This window comes from Duncaniella sp. C9 (assembly GCF_004803935.1).
Classification (GTDB): Bacteria; Bacteroidota; Bacteroidia; order Bacteroidales; family Muribaculaceae; genus Duncaniella; species Duncaniella muris.
The window spans coordinates 2,081,863-2,096,838 of the sequence record NZ_CP039547.1 but is presented as its reverse complement, the minus strand read 5'-3'; the positions used below and the strand labels follow the sequence as shown (position 1 = coordinate 2,096,838).

Annotated in this window: 14 protein-coding genes and 1 pseudogene; 4 read left to right on the top strand and 11 right to left on the bottom strand. The window is 45.5% G+C overall.

Annotated elements, in window-relative coordinates:
- Positions 1-407: 407 nt before the first annotated feature.
- Together E7745_RS08580 and E7745_RS08575 are read right to left on the bottom strand one after the other, a co-directional pair.
- Positions 408-644 carry a hypothetical protein gene (locus tag E7745_RS08580; RefSeq protein ID WP_124076224.1) on the bottom strand — a complete coding sequence of 79 codons (237 nt, stop codon included), beginning with the start codon at positions 642-644 and terminating at the stop codon, positions 408-410.
- A gap of 266 nt (positions 645-910) precedes the next feature.
- A complete protein-coding gene (locus E7745_RS08575; protein ID WP_124076222.1) occupies positions 911-1,783 on the bottom strand; it encodes a site-specific integrase in 873 nt (290 codons plus the stop codon).
- Between the two features lie 756 nt (positions 1,784-2,539).
- Here E7745_RS08575 and E7745_RS08570 point away from each other — a divergent pair.
- The 4 genes from E7745_RS08570 (at position 2,540) to E7745_RS08555 (ending at position 5,481) form a co-directional block, all read left to right on the top strand.
- Positions 2,540-3,886 carry a site-specific integrase gene (locus E7745_RS08570; RefSeq protein WP_161953446.1) on the top strand — a complete coding sequence of 449 codons (1,347 nt, stop codon included), beginning with the start codon at positions 2,540-2,542 and terminating at the stop codon, positions 3,884-3,886.
- Between the two features lie 83 nt (positions 3,887-3,969).
- Positions 3,970-4,149, top strand: a complete 180-nt coding sequence (locus E7745_RS08565; RefSeq protein WP_107036983.1) for a hypothetical protein — start codon at positions 3,970-3,972, stop codon at positions 4,147-4,149.
- A gap of 2 nt (positions 4,150-4,151) precedes the next feature.
- Positions 4,152-4,757: a GNAT family N-acetyltransferase gene (locus E7745_RS08560; protein WP_161953445.1), complete on the top strand. Its 606-nt coding sequence runs from the start codon at positions 4,152-4,154 to the stop codon at positions 4,755-4,757.
- Between the two features lie 181 nt (positions 4,758-4,938).
- Positions 4,939-5,481, top strand: a complete 543-nt coding sequence (locus E7745_RS08555) for a TetR/AcrR family transcriptional regulator (protein WP_107036982.1) — start codon at positions 4,939-4,941, stop codon at positions 5,479-5,481.
- 544 nt (positions 5,482-6,025) lie between these two features.
- Here E7745_RS08555 and E7745_RS08550 read toward each other — a convergent pair.
- The 9 genes and pseudogenes from E7745_RS08550 to E7745_RS08510 form a co-directional block, all read right to left on the bottom strand.
- Positions 6,026-6,565 (bottom strand): hypothetical protein, encoded by a 540-nt coding sequence (locus tag E7745_RS08550; RefSeq protein WP_107036981.1) that lies wholly within the window; start codon positions 6,563-6,565, stop codon positions 6,026-6,028.
- A pseudogene (locus E7745_RS08545) lies at positions 6,544-8,136 on the bottom strand (RHS repeat domain-containing protein); the annotation flags it as partial. The gene E7745_RS08550 and the pseudogene E7745_RS08545, both read right to left, overlap by 22 nt.
- Positions 8,129-8,593 carry a hypothetical protein gene (locus tag E7745_RS08540; RefSeq protein ID WP_123475526.1) on the bottom strand — a complete coding sequence of 155 codons (465 nt, stop codon included), beginning with the start codon at positions 8,591-8,593 and terminating at the stop codon, positions 8,129-8,131. The pseudogene E7745_RS08545 and the gene E7745_RS08540, both read right to left, overlap by 8 nt.
- A complete protein-coding gene (locus E7745_RS08535; RefSeq protein ID WP_228449333.1) occupies positions 8,590-10,620 on the bottom strand; it encodes an RHS repeat domain-containing protein in 2,031 nt (676 codons plus the stop codon). The genes E7745_RS08540 and E7745_RS08535 overlap by 4 nt, the downstream gene beginning before the upstream one ends.
- Before the next feature lie 537 nt (positions 10,621-11,157).
- Positions 11,158-11,895 (bottom strand): hypothetical protein, encoded by a 738-nt coding sequence (locus E7745_RS08530; protein ID WP_124076413.1) that lies wholly within the window; start codon positions 11,893-11,895, stop codon positions 11,158-11,160.
- Between the two features lie 2 nt (positions 11,896-11,897).
- Positions 11,898-12,854 (bottom strand): relaxase/mobilization nuclease domain-containing protein, encoded by a 957-nt coding sequence (locus E7745_RS08525; RefSeq protein ID WP_124076415.1) that lies wholly within the window; start codon positions 12,852-12,854, stop codon positions 11,898-11,900.
- A complete protein-coding gene (locus E7745_RS08520; protein WP_124076417.1) occupies positions 12,835-13,221 on the bottom strand; it encodes a hypothetical protein in 387 nt (128 codons plus the stop codon). Before E7745_RS08520 ends, E7745_RS08525 begins: the two co-directional genes overlap by 20 nt.
- A 185-nt stretch (positions 13,222-13,406) precedes the next feature.
- On the bottom strand, positions 13,407-13,886 hold the full coding sequence (locus E7745_RS08515; RefSeq protein ID WP_136408638.1) for a DUF3408 domain-containing protein: 480 nt from the start codon (positions 13,884-13,886) through the stop codon (positions 13,407-13,409).
- On the bottom strand, positions 13,883-14,968 hold the full coding sequence (locus E7745_RS08510) for a DUF6371 domain-containing protein (protein ID WP_107036991.1): 1,086 nt from the start codon (positions 14,966-14,968) through the stop codon (positions 13,883-13,885). The genes E7745_RS08515 and E7745_RS08510 overlap by 4 nt, the downstream gene beginning before the upstream one ends.
- Between the last annotated feature and the right edge of the window lie 8 nt (positions 14,969-14,976).

The window sequence follows — 14,976 nt, the reverse complement described above, 5'->3', positions numbered from 1 at the left end:
ACTGAACGAAACGGATACCAAAGGAAACCCCGGAATACCCTCGAATCGCCCCTTCCCGGAGTGTTACCCCCTCAAAATGGGGTCTAAATCGGCTCAAACCCTTGAAATTCCTATATTTAATAAGGTACCTGGGCGCAAAGTGGAGGTTTTTTCTTAATAGTGAAATGCCGAAATCGGGGGTCTATTTTGAAAAAACGGTATTTTTCCACCACTCTATTACCCCCCCGATTACCCCAAATGTGAATATCCAGTTTAGCCAAAGTGAATATCCACTTTGAATATCCACCTGAATATCCACCCCTCAGAATCGGCCTTTCGAACACAAAATAGGGGAACCGTTTGGCTCCCCCGGAATGTAGGCGTTTTAGCGGCTCTCTAAGGCCGTTCAAACGCCGTTATTATGTCATTCAATCATCTGCGCCATCACCGGCTCCACGAGGGGCTGTGAGCAGCGTAGTTTGCTGTATTATCGCACGTTTGGTAACGACCGTGCCGCCACCACTCAACCCGGCGCGGCGCAGATAATCATACCCACATCCTACTTGTTCCGGGGTCAGATGATGGAAAATGGCGGCAATCGAGCCGAAAGCGAGGGTTTTACGCTTGCCTGTCAAGTGAACGATGATGCATTTGGTCTGTCTCATACTCGTAAATTTTCCGCAAATATACACAAATAACCGCTATTTGCAACCTTTTGAAATTATATAAATCAAGAACCGGCACTAAAAAGTCGGCACAAAGCCGACCGCCCTATCCTATCCGACCACTGGGATCAATGACGTAAACCCATCATCGCCGACCATGCGCCCCATGTAGCCTTCGTGTAAACCTGTGAAGCCAAAAATTAAACCGAAATTAAAGCAATGTAAACGCTTCGTTTTTTTCGCCGCACTCCCCCACCCTCGTCTAACTACCGCAAACTCAAAGGCTTTCGCTCAAAACCGCCGACCTCAACATCAAACGCTTCGTTTTGTGCCCCATATATGTCAGCGAAGGCAAGTCCGCAGAAGCAGCAGAACACGAATGTGTCACGCACGAGGTCAAGACGGGGGAGTGTCGTAAGGTCGAGCTTCATTATCGCTTTCAGCTCGTTTTCGCTCAGAAATTCCCTGTCAGCCTTTGTGCGGGTATAACGCTTGCCGATAAACGGATCGTCATCAATCCACTTGTTGGCGATACCGACCCTCACGACATTCTTCAGATAGCGGATATACTTCACGGCGGCATTGTTGGCGCACATTTTTCTTACACGCAGGAAATGCTCGAAGTCATCCACCATTCCCGATGTAAGGTTCTTCATCGGAATATCGGACACATTCTCCTTCATCATCAGAAATTCTGACAGATACTTCTCGCAGCGTTCCCAGCGAAGCACGGTAGCCTTGCAGATGTCGCCGCGCTCATACTGTTCCCTCACTTTCACGTTAACCTCACGGAAAGCCTCGCAAAGCATCTTGGGCTTTTCGAGCTTGCCGAGGAACGCTCGTTTAAGCACATCCGGATTTATCGGCTCGTCACGCATAACGAGCCGGTTGTGGATTTCGCAGATCTTGGTGCGCACCGTGTCAAGATAGCGGTTAAGCTCAAGGTCTTTCTTTGACTTGCCTTTTGACTTACCATTCGCGGCATTCCAGTCATCGGGTCTGACAGTGCGGTTAATATATATTTCTGCACGCTGTCCGTTCATCGTGATACGGAGGGTTATCGGCAGCTCACCCTCCTTGTTGGCTCTTTTCCTCGCGATGAAGTTCAAGGAAAAGTAGCTTTCATTGGATAGTTTCATTTTGTCTTGTGGCTTTAATGGTATCTTAAAGATACGCAAAATTTTTCAGTTTTACAATCTGTAAATACCAGAAGACATCAGAAAAACGGGGTGTAAAGAGGGAGCAAAATCATATTTTCTATGGTTTTCGCTGATTTGCTCCCCGATTTGCTCCCTTTTTTAACAATTATTCAAATGGAATATTCTTAAAAAAGAAAGTGCCGACAGGTGGTTGACAAGCCGGATTCAGAGTTTGGCATACTTTGACAAAAGTGCTGTATTGTCTGCATACTGTTCCCTCTGAAGCTCCCTCAGGAAGCAGGTATAAAGTAGTCGCAATCGGCGCAAAATATTGAAAAGCAACCCAATATCCCCTAAAAAGGGAGCAATTTCAGTATAAAATTCTTTGCTCCCTTTTTGCACACCGGATATTGCCGTATATTGCGCCGATTTGGGGTAAGAGGCAAAAAGCAAAACCTCCGAAAATCGTTGATTTTCAGAGGTTTTCTTCGATTTGATAAATCTTATCGTGATCCGCCTGGGAGTGACATTTGTGAATCGTATTGAATCGTAATGAATTTTAGCATTCAAAGCTAATTATTACGTATTGATTGATTATCAGCGCCTTATCATAACAAAGCCATTCGAGACATTGAACTTTGGAAATCATCAGGGCGCAAGTAGAGGCAGAAGATGTGGACAAAGCGTGGACGGAAATTTTGCCATGTGGTACAAAATTGCGTAATTTTGTACCACATCAAAATAATCTCTCTGAATATGGCAACCATAACACGCTCTCTATCCTCTAAGGTCAACGCCAATGGCGAAGCTGAAATCATGTTGCGACTGTCGGTGTCGCGCGAACTGCGTCTGCGCCTGAAAAGCGGCATCTTTGTTGAGGCTACCCGTTTTCGTGACGGTAAGATCATTATGCCACGCGCAGACCGAAAGACACTAGCAAAGTTACAAATAATAAATGACAATCTGATATCTTTGGAGAGCCGACTGATTTCGCTCTGTGTAAGCACACCACAAAAGTCTCTCTCCAAAGAATTTTTCGAGGACGCTATTCTGCGTCACCACCACCCGGAACTGTTTGAGGCCGCTCCGAAGAAGATGTCGTTTTTCGATGTGTTCAATGAATTTCTCGACAAGCATCTTGACGGCGCACCACTGTCAGGCCACTACAAGGTGCTTGCCCGACTGTTGCGTCGCTTTGAGCTGTACAGGCAGAAAACGACCCGGACAAAGTTCACGCTTATTCTCAACGACTTTGATTCCGCTGAGATAGAGCGGTTCAAGGAATTTGTGGTCAATGAGCCGAAAATTTATGACAAATATCCCTCAATATACAAGACCGCCTCTGATGTCGTTGAGACTGCACGTAAGCCCCGTCGCCCGGAGAAACGCGGCGAGAATTCTGTCATAGGGATACTAAAAAGGCTTCGGGCTTTCTTCAACTGGTGTGTGAGACGTGGCTATCTCGACCGCACTCCGTTCGCAACTTTCACAGGTATAGGCAGTGAGAAATACGGCACTCCTTACTATATCACAATAGAGGAGCGCGATTTGATAGCCGATTTCGACCTGTCGGATAAACCGGCTTTGGAGGTGCAACGCGACATATTTGTTTTTCAGTGCCTTATCGGTTGCCGAGTGTCGGACTTGTTGGAAATGACGTCGGGAAGCATCATAAACGGTGCAATCGAGTACATCCCCAACAAGACCAAGAATGAACGCCCGGAGGTTGTACGAGTGCCACTGAATACACGCGCACGGCAATTGGTGGAGAAATATTCTGCCAAAGGAGCTGAGAAACTGTTTCCTTTCATCAGCGCACAGAAATACAACGAGGCAATAAAAAAGATATTCACTCTCTGCGAGATAACCCGAATGGTGACTGTACGCAATCCAAAGACCGGGGAAGAGGAGAAACGCCCGATAAATGAGATTGCAAGCAGCCACATGGCACGGCGTACATTCATCGGCAATCTATACAAGAAAGTCAAGGATCCCAGTCTTGTTGGGGCTTTGTCAGGGCATAAAGAGGGCAGCAAGGCTTTCGCCAGATACAGGGAGATTGACGAGGATCTGAAAAAAGAACTTGTCAGCTTGCTCGACTGATGTTATTTTATCAGCCTATTAAGCTGATTATGTGAGAAATTTGTTGTACCTTTGTAATTGAATTAGTAAAAGGAGATAAAACTATGGCAATGACAATTAAAACATCCCCCGAACTTTGGGGCGAAGATGCAAGAATCTTCACCGAGGAAGCGGAGCGCAATGGCAAATTGCCTACGCCAAAACTCTCGGAATCACAGCGTAAGGTGCTTTCCACAATGTTGGAGAGTGCCAAGAACATCATATTTCCTCCACGGAAAAATTGACAATGGCTGAATTTATTTTCGTAGAAAACACCTTTATGGTGCCTTATACCAAGGAGGTCGCAGATTACTGTGACCCCTTTTCTTGTGGAGATTACGACCTTGACGATTTTTTCAGCCATGATGTCTTTCTCTATGAGGATGAATTGCTTGGCAAAACGTATTGTTGGATAAACCGAGAGAATCAGCGTGAAATTGTGGCGATTGCCACTCTCTCCTACGATGGCATTAAGACCTATACACTCGACAATCCGTCACGAAATGCTCTCCAACGAAAGATACCCCAGCAAAAGCGCCACCGCAGCTATCCTGCGGTGTTGATTGGTCGCCTCGGTGTGAACAAGACATTTCAAGGTCAAGGATTGAATATAGGCACTCAGCTCATGGATGTCCTCAAATACTGGTTTATGGACGAGAATAATAAGGCGGCTTGCCGCTATATGCTCGTTGATGCCTACAATACCGAATCCACTCTGCATTACTACCTGAAAAACGGCTTTAAGCCTCTATATAAGACCGAGCAAGGAGAGAAAGATGCGTTTGGCATATCTGCCGATGAGGATTTGAAAAGCCGGATTTTCTTCTTCGACCTAAAATTGATAACAGCATAATTTCCTCTGCATTTTCTGCATTATCCGCATTTTGCGTGGAAAATTTTAGTAAGAAGACGGATAGATATGAAACGCGAGTCCATACGTCATACGGGTATGGGGTTGCGCCGTATCTTTCTTACAGGTCTTCCACAACAACCCTCGTGTTAGATACGACGCTTCTCCATACCCTTTTTGCGTAATGTCGAAACATCGGGAACAATCGTTAAGAAATAGGTCGGATATACTTAGAAAGTGCTATCCGCTGGTTGCTATCGGCAGTTGGGACGCTATCGCGATTTCCGATATTGAAAAGGTAATCAAGCAGACAAGGGGTGCTATCGCATACTATTTCAAGAATAAAAAGACTCTTTTCGCCAATATCCTCGACGAACTGTTCTTCCCGGTGTTCGCGCTCTCGGATGACGAACGCGAGAAACTATCCAAGGCTACTGTCTCCGACTTCTATAACAGATACAAGACCCCGTTTGAGCGAGTCCGCGATGATTTAAGGGATAACTACGGTGTCGAAAATCCGTCACAGGCAATCTTCAATCTATTCATTCAAGGCTCCAAGCACTACGACCAATTCACATCAAACGTCGGCGAACTGATGCAGCTGGAGCAAGACTTCATGAGCCGCATAGTCGGAGGCCGTGTAAACAACATTCTCGACCTAAACCGCGTCTATGTCGAGAATATCGGAAATATCTTTATCGAGTCAATGAATTTTGATTCTAATTAATAATATATCATTCATTTCAGTAAATTTGATATGCTATTATTTTTACGCTGATTGAGAGTGTCCGGGATGATTTAAGGGACAATTACGGTATAATAAATGCGGCACAAGCTATTTTCAATCTTTTCATACAAGGCTCTCGGCATTATAAGAATTTCACCAAGAGCATCAACGACCTGATGATTGAGGAGGTTGACTTTATGAGCAAAATAACCGATGTTGTGAATTATACCAAATAGATATGTTTCGAAGGTATATTAAAAACATAGGAATAATTTTTGTGAATTTAATTTCAAGGGGCGAATTTTGATGTACAAAATTATAATTCTACCCGCATATAGATTTTCCAATTTTAATTCACCTAAAAGATTTTGTCATAGTTTAATTTTCTGAACGTCACGCTTAACGACAAACATTTATATTATGAGGCTGGAATCAGTTTTAGTAAAAACCTGATTCCAGCCTCAATTCTAAGAGAATTTTATTGAACTCTGTTTATCTATCAATCGTATCTCACCAAACACTCATATGAGAATTTCGTGATGACCTAATTATGGCTTCGATACTGTACATTAAACGAGTTTTCAATCACACTAAAAAGGTCCTCGTAATTTTGAGGAAGGACATTGAGTATGCCAATTTCAAAATTATCTTTTCTGTAAAAACGATTTAAACGCTTAGTGTTTTTATTTAGATTAATGTGATTGCTAAGTTTATTTAATCGAGAATTGTCCGACTCTTCCAAATAAACTTTAAGATGACTAATAAGTTCACTATAATCCGAAAACTTATTTGGTTCATATATGATATAAATGTACTGATAATCTTTGAGTTCTACAACAGTTATCCCCATATCATAATCCACCCTTTTTACCATTTTTTTAGGCAAATTGAAAGAATATGATGGTATGGTATTAATTGTATCACCAGAACTTGGATTGGCATAGGCATATCCTAATACTTTTATGAGAGAGTAATCATCTCCCCCATTCGTGTTGGGGGAGATAATTGCTTTACAAGAAATCAGGGTGCATACACCAATTAACATAATTGCTAATTTAATAGCTATTTTGTCTTTGGTTTCCATTTATGAATCTTATCTACAGCTCTCTCAAATGATGAGAATTTGTAATTGTCAGAGTTCAATGCCCCAGTCCTGTTATAGAATCGTATTCGTTTTTCAACGGTTACATTTGGTGAACCACCAATTGTATTATGATTATTAGGAAGCTGAACCATCTTATAACCTAATACTACATTAGGACTATCTCCAACAGTATTATCTATGTCAGTTTGAGAGGGTAAATTATTGTATAATAACTTGCTATCACCTTCATGGAAGATTAACTGCGGGTGAGAATGCACATCATAGGAAACCCTGTCTCCAACGTTGACAAGAGCGTCAATTGCATCTTTCCAGTGAGCATCGTTAACAACATCGCCCTCTCCCTCAACAATTGGGGAAATCGTGCCGTTTTTTCCAACCCGGAAACCATGTTCATTGCCGGTTTTCTCGGTTAGATCATATGTTTCTTTCATGGTCTTTACAACTTCTCTTGATGGAACAGCCATACATTTGCCTTCGCTGACTGCGAGTGCAGCTTTATCCTTATCCTTCTTCGTTATAAAAACCATTACCCTGACATCTTTTTGATCATCTATGGTTTGAATATATGCTCCATTTTCGTTAAAATAGTCAGTTAATCCTAATGGGTCAACACGATTTATCGGATTGTTATGACAAAAAGTATAACTGGATATATCGGGCGAAATTTCTTCCATTGGATCCGTTGACATCCACAGACTGAGACGTGGATCATAGTAACGAGCACCGTAGTAGTACATACCTGTTTCCTCATCGAATTCCTTCGCGTTGAAGAGATAAGGCGTGTTCCATACGTTGTTTCGCTCCTCGATGAAGACCTCTCCGAAGGGGACATACTCTATGTGCTGAACCACTTCACCGTCAAGGTTGGTGATGAAGCTGGAGCTGCCGAGGTGGTCGGAATGATAGAAGAACTGCAAGTTCTCGTAGTTGTCGGGGTCTTTGAACGACCGCGAAACCGCGCGGGTCTGAGACTTCCGTGCCTCTGCCACCGCCGCCTCCATAGAGCCGTCGTTGCAGCAGAACCCTTCACCATCGGCATAGTTGTCATTGTCAGTACCGTTGTAGGGAACATCGAAGAACTTGTAGTTGTCCTTGATTACCTGTTGCTGGGCTGCATACTTCGATTTGTAGTCAACCGAAAGACCGTCGGTGTTCGCACCGGCATACTCGATGCGACGCGGGTCTGAGCCGTAGGAGGCGAAATCGCCGACCTTGGACACGATGCGTTGGCTACCGGCGTAGATATGCTTGGTGTAGCGACCTCCCTGATTTGCCACGAGATACGGGCTTACATAGAGGGAGAATTTAGCGGTGTTGGTCGAGCCGCCGGAGAAAACTCCGTTGACATAGACCTGATCGCTTTCGCCCGAAGTCTTGACAGTGCGTTCACCATCGGCATCGTACCAGTAGTTGGACACGAAACCGTTGTCGTCCACAGCAAGCAGACGATTCTCCTCATCCCAGATGAGCTTGCGCTCACCGACACTGTTGTCCCTATGTCCGTCAGTCATAACCCGGTTGGTGTTTACATAGACTATGCCATTAGATTCCATTGAAACCTGTTAGGCTTAGGTCCTTTTTTATTCGGTATATATATATATACCCGGTTGGATGAGCATATTTTATAAAAACACATTTTTTATTGTATTTTATTGCTTTTGCATAACTTGGTGATTTATCGTCAAAAATAGTTGTTTTTAAACTATAATACATCTCCTTAATAGGGGCACCAAATACCATCACATAGGAATATCTTCTAAAGTCTATTTTATTGGACTCAATGAAATTCTTAACATCAACAGTATCGTTCACCGATTCAATACAAACCTCAAGATCTTCTTTAGTATTTATAAACCTATAGGCATCAGGATAGTACGGAGTCTTAAGTGTAGTGAGCTTATAGCAAGCACTATATTTGATATAGTGCTTGCTATAAGCGATAGAGAGTAGACTTAAGACTATTGTCGCAGTAAATACGACAATGAGAAAAAGTCTTTTTTTTGTCATTTGCCCTGCTTTCTTAATGAGTTATTGGAATTGTAGTAAATGCGCCATTTACCTCCATTTGCTGGATATGGTTGCAAATAATCTGATGAAGGCGAAAATAAATCCATTAAGCCGTAATGGTAATTTACAGATTCACTTGTGCCTTGCACTCCATAAAATTTGAAATATTGAGCAAATACATACGCTATTGGTCGTTGTGACCCAAGCAAAGCTCCTTGTTGATGATCTCCTTCTCCGTGTGGATGTGGATTTGTGTCTGCAGAATGGCAAGAATACATATATAACATCGCATTTTCAATATTGCCAGTCGGTTGAGGAAGATCTTGAATATTTGGAGCAGGAGACCTTGAAATATTAGTTTTCCCATCTCCTGTTGCCGTAAACTGCTGACCTTCACCAACAAGAATTGATTGATTCTTCCCGTGCGTCATAATTAATACTTCAGAAATCTCAGTTCCATTCATATTTTTCCAATCTTCTGAGAAAGCCTGAGTAGTACTTGTCTGACTCATGGCTACACTTCCAGCTCCATACTTTTTGATGCCGTCATTATATTGCACTTTTGCTTGTTTGCTGAAATCTTTTGAATAAAATATGAATTTCTTGATATTCTTAGTATCTGTTATGACCTGCCCATCTAAATCAGTCCATTCTTTTCCATTGTAATCTATGTATATTATAGGATTATTGCCTGAGAAACAGTAGGAAGAATGGCTATAATATTCTTCTTGTGCTGGGTCAGTTGACATCCACAGGCTGATACGTGGGTCATAGTAGCGGGCACCGTAGTAGTACATACCTGTCTCCTCATCGAACTCTTTAGCGTTGAAGAGATAAGGAGTGTTCCACACGTTGTTGCGCTCCTCGATGAAGACTTCGCCGAAGGGGACATACTCGATGTGCTGAACTACTTCACCGTCAAGGTTGGTAATGAAGCTGGAACTTCCGAGGTGGTCGGGGTGATAGAAGAACTGCAAGTTCTCGTAGTTGTCGGGATCTTTGAAAGACCGCGAAACCGCGCGGGTCTGAGCCTTCCGAGCCTGCGCAACAGCCGCCTCCATTGAACCGTCATTGCAGCAGAATCCTTCGCCGTCAGCATAGTTGTCGTTGTCAGTGCCGTTGTACGGTACATCGAAGAACTTGTAGTTGTCCTTGATAACCTGCTGCTGCGCTGCATACTTTGACTTGTAGTCAACCGAAAGGCCGTCGGTGTTGGCACCGGCATATTCTATGCGGCGCGGGTCTGAGCCGTAGGAGGCGAAATCGCCGACCTTGGACACAATTCTCTGCGAACCAGCGTAGATATGTTTGGTGTAACGACCTCCCTGATTAGCCACGAGGTACGGGCTGACATAGAGGGAGAATTTCGCGGTGTTGGTCGAGCCACCGGAGAAGACTCCGTTGACATAGACCTGATCGCTTTCTCCGGATGTCTTGACAGTGCGCTCTCCGTCGGCGTCGTACCAGTAGTTGGACACGAAGCCGTTGTCGTCAACAGCAAGCAGACGATTCTCCTCATCCCAGATAAGCTTGCGCTCTCCGACACTGTTATCTCTATGGCCATCCGTCATTACGCGATTGGTGTTGACGTAAATAAGGTTGCCGTTTTTGTCGTACTGGTAGATGTGACCGTTCTCCACTTGTTGACCTTCGGGAGTCTCCTCAGTGCGGTAATTAACATCCTTTACACTTTCGAGTTGGAATTTCTTTCCTTCTTCCGAACTGTAGGCGTAAGTGAGGTCGTAACCGACATTGAGGGTGCCGTTGAACTGAACGTTGTCCTGAGTGAGATGCTGGCTCTTCGACTTGATGCGGTGCATATTGTCATAGCCCATAGCGAGGGTATAGGATGCGGACTTGTTGTCTGCTCCGGTGTATGTACCTTTGGCGGTGGCGAGACGATAGAGACCGTCATAAGTATAGGTGTGCGACATCTGGCCGCCGGCATTGCCGTTGGCAGGGAGAGAAGCATTATTTGCCACCGAAAGTACATTGCTGACCGCATCAAACGTATAGGCGTTGTCCATAATGGATGTGCCTCCGCTGTTGACAGCGAGATTGCTCAGGCGGCGACGGTTGTCGTAGGTGTAGAATGTCTCCGCGCCGTTGCAGTACTTCAGGTAGCTGCGCTGCTCGAACTTGTCGTAGCCTAACTTGGTGATGTAGTCATAGCCGTATGACTTCTCGCCGCGAACCTTTTCAAGGAGACCTCCGAGGTTGTAGGAATAAGTAACCTTCTCCTCGTCGGGATAGATCATCTCGATGAGTCGGTTGTGGCTGTCGTAAGTCCACTGGGTGACGTAGGTTGCAATCGCCTGATTTGGCACGATGAGAGTGCGGCGTGTCTTGGTCTGATTTAAGGTCACACCATTATCAATAGATATGCTTATACATCGCGTCAGAATCATTACAGGAGTTGAGATTGCTATTCCATCTTAATTAACAAAATTACGGATAATATTTAAACCAACAATGCGATATGCTGAAAAACATATCAGTATTACTCCGATTAAAAGAGAAATGCCACCGAAAGCTCATGTAGCAGCCGGTGGCATGGGATATATTTAGGGATTGGTAGGATAGTAGTTTACAAAAGTGGTGTCGGCTTGGGTTCTATGCTCCTGATGTCGGATTAGCGACCTCATGCTGTCAACTTCGTTGGGCTTGCCGTGGAGCATAAGGCGTTCACGGTGCATTACCACATTCATGTCGCGGTTAAGTCCACGCTCGTAACGGTAGAGCCATTCCACATCTTTTAGCTTTGAGTTTTTGTTGAGCTGATAGAAGAATCCATAACCGAATCCTCCGGCGGCGATAAGTAGAACAGCAAAGATGGCATAGACCCAATGTGGGGTAGCACGCCACCATTGCCCCCAAATTATCGACTGAGCTTTGTAGCGCATGTCGTTCACCACGTCATAGAGCTTTCTTCGCTCATCCGCAAACTCCCTGCGGAATCCTTCATAAAGAGCGTCCTTGACCTTGTCTCCCAGATTGTCGGACAGTACATCCGCAACTCCTTTCGACAGGCTACCCGGCAGTTGCTCCATGACTTTTTTGAGTGTGCCGTCGGTTGAAGTTTCCAGTAGCTTCTCATCAAGCAGTTTGCCGATGCTTTCATTGGTTGCTATGTTGTCGGGCAATTTCACCGTTATCGGCCCTTGATTGACTGCTTGTGGCGGTGGCGTTGCCTTCGCTTTTGTTTCGAGGGTCTCGATGCGGGTGGTGTGGTTGGTTACTGTCTTTTGCAGGTCGTCAATCTGCTCACCTTGTTTCTTGACGTCATCATATAGCTTTGACATATTCAGATTTTTCTTGATTTGCGTTTACGTTTGGCTTCTTCTTTCTTGATGGCGTTTTGAAACGCCTGTTCCTCAGGATCGAAGCCGGGGCCGAGAGTGAACAAATTTCCGATTGCCCCGACGGTGGCTTCAATCACATCTTCTACAAGTGAGGGCTTTTGCGTCGGGGTATATTCGACCGTTACTTTGGGGTGTGCCGGAGCATGATCAGACTGTTGTTGCCCATGCCTGCGGTTGAACTCAAAGAGGTTGTTCAGTCGGCGATATGTGAAAGCACGGTCGATTTTAGACCCGTTGACCGTTATGTCACCGTCTGTAAATTTCACTCCGATGTGTTTGCCGGTGTTGTGGTCATCATGGAATTTTACCTCAATTCCTGCACAGGCGAGTCGGCGCGAGAATTCATCCCACGACTTACAGCCATAAATCGCCTGACTGATCCGCTCCTTAAATACCGGAATTTTGTCCTCGTATTTCTGTTTCAGCGGCGAGTATGTGAGTCCGTATTTGTCCTTGATAGCCTTTACAACACGGTCGCTGCGCCTGAAATTCTTGCGCTCGTCGACTGCATTGCCTGACATATTCACACGGTTATAGACGATATGAAAATGCGGATGTTCGGTTTCCAGATGGCGCACGACAAGATACTGGGTGTTCTTGATTCCCATACCGTCTATATACTCTTTTGCGAGCTGAGCCATGAATTCATCGGTCAGTCTTGACGCATCGGCGGTGTCAAAACTGATGGAAATATGTCCTGCCGGATTCTCCTTGCCGGGCATAAATCCATGTATCGCTTCAAACGACTGAACCATTTTCGCATAGTCGGAGATGAAGATATTATCGCTTCCGATGATGCGCCATGTGTCTGGTGTGTACTCTTTCGGGTCGTGGAACTGGCGCGTCACATACCCCACGACATCGTGAAACGTGCCGCTTTTAAGTATTCTTGCAAACATAGTCAGTCTCTTTATTGGGTCTTAATTTTTTGAGAATGTCAAACATCTTATCGACGACGGCGGCTAATTTATTGGCCGCGCTGCGAAGTTTGAGCTGATGAAAACAGGTCATTGCCTGATTGAAATCGGAGCTGAGATTTAGTATTCCTTTGGCAATCTCCTTTTCAATCTCGCTCAGGCGACTGACGATAGTGAGACGGAACGCGCCATGCCTGACATACTCCGCCATCTTTACTCCGGCGGCTTTTGACCGCTCCAGAAGGTCGGAGTATTCGGCATCGTTCAGTTTGATTGTCACCACATGGGTGCGCTTCTCATCGGTCGGTTTAGAGGGACGACCGCCCTTCCTGACAGTAGGTTTACTCATAGTAGACATTGTTGTGGTTTATGTGAATCGGGGAGGCAAAGAGCGGCTTATGCTGCGCAGTTTTGGGGAGTCGTTTTCGGAGAAAAAGAAATCCCGAAACATATCCTTGCCTTCCCAATTCACTACGTTCATCGGGAAGCTGCCCCACGGTGTACCGGGTGCAGTGGTATCCCGACATTATCATCTCAGAGTTTACGCCATATTTCGATGTCGTTGGCATAGAGATTGAGATGCTCCAAGAGGACGGCGTTGATGTAGCTGCCGACGGTGGTGTCACGGTCGCCGAGGATACGGGCGATGCGTTCGAACTTCTCCCACACGCTGTCCTCAATGTTGACAGGGTGACGCTTCTCCAGCTTTGCCGGCGTGAGATAGGTAGCCTTGAAATCGGCGTAATCCGATTTGCGCTGTTGCTTGCCCACGCGCTGTTGCTTCGGTGGCTCGGTAGTGTCGGTTGCCGTCTGCTCGTTGTCGAACAGATTGTCTGTGTTTGCAGGAGAAGTGCTGTTGACAGCGTTGTCGCTGTTAACAGGATTGACAGGGTTGGTTGAGTTATCTGACTTCATAATAAAATCGGGATTATGGGTTGATACTTTGGATTCGGGCGCATCGGTCAACTGAGTTGACTTGGATGCGGTTGTTGACGGAGATTTCTTTGCTGTCATGATTTATCAGTTTTTGAGGGTTTGTGAATAGTATCAGTATCCGGGTTATACCGTTCAACTGACACAAGAGTGAGTTGCAGATCATCCATGAGTTTCTGCAAAATCGGATTACAGCGTATCATTGATTGCAGTATCGCTTGGTCAGGCTCGATTTGCAGCAGATAATCTGCTATGTCGAGTCCGGCTGTTCGCTCGTCATCAGTGGCAACTTCTTCAAGGAGGTTGAAGATGCTTGCCTCGATACCGAGACTGCGTAACAAACTCAGCTTCTGCCGCCACTGGTCGGTCGCGCCAATATCGGGATACAGGATAACCTGACAGCCACGGAGAACACGAAGTGCATCGGCATTAAAGCAACCGTTTTTACCACCTGTTGCCAGCCACACATATTCCGGCAGATAATAAGATGCCACGATTGCAGTTTTTTCGCTCTCGACAATGGCAACCGGTTTGCCTCGGTTCATCGGCAAGAGGTGTTCGCCGAAAAAGCACTGACGCAGATTGAACTCCGGCAACTTCAACAGCGAATGAACCCATGTCACATGATTGAATGGCTCTTTGACACGCTTGCCGTTTTCGGCATTGTAGAGCATGACCTTACCCGTGCGGACACAACCTTTAATATCGGTCTGCCAGAAGACGCATGATCCCGGCCAGTGCTTCGATGTGCCTACGCGGTAATCCTTCATCAGACGGAGCGCGTCCTCGGGCCCAAACTTGGAGCGGAGGAACAGATAGAGATTGTTCTTCTCATATCCGTGCAGAGTCTGTGAAACAGTCTCTGCCGCGATGAAGGAGGTAGGCTTTAGCTGCTCGGTCGGTTTGGCTCGCCATGCTGACGGAGTTGCGAAATCACAGTGCACAGGCTTCGCCTGTGGATTACGCTCGAAATATTCCTTCGGCGTAAGATGATAGCCGCAGCTCTGTTCATGGTCGCATCTGCCGACATCGTCGGGAAACGAGATTTGTTTCTCGGTGTCAATATACCGGCTGAAACAACGTTTCTTGTGGCAGGCGGGGCAGGGATGTCGTGTAGCCACTCCTTTGTATGGCTGGAGAATGAATCGGTGTATATTATTCATAGATTCTC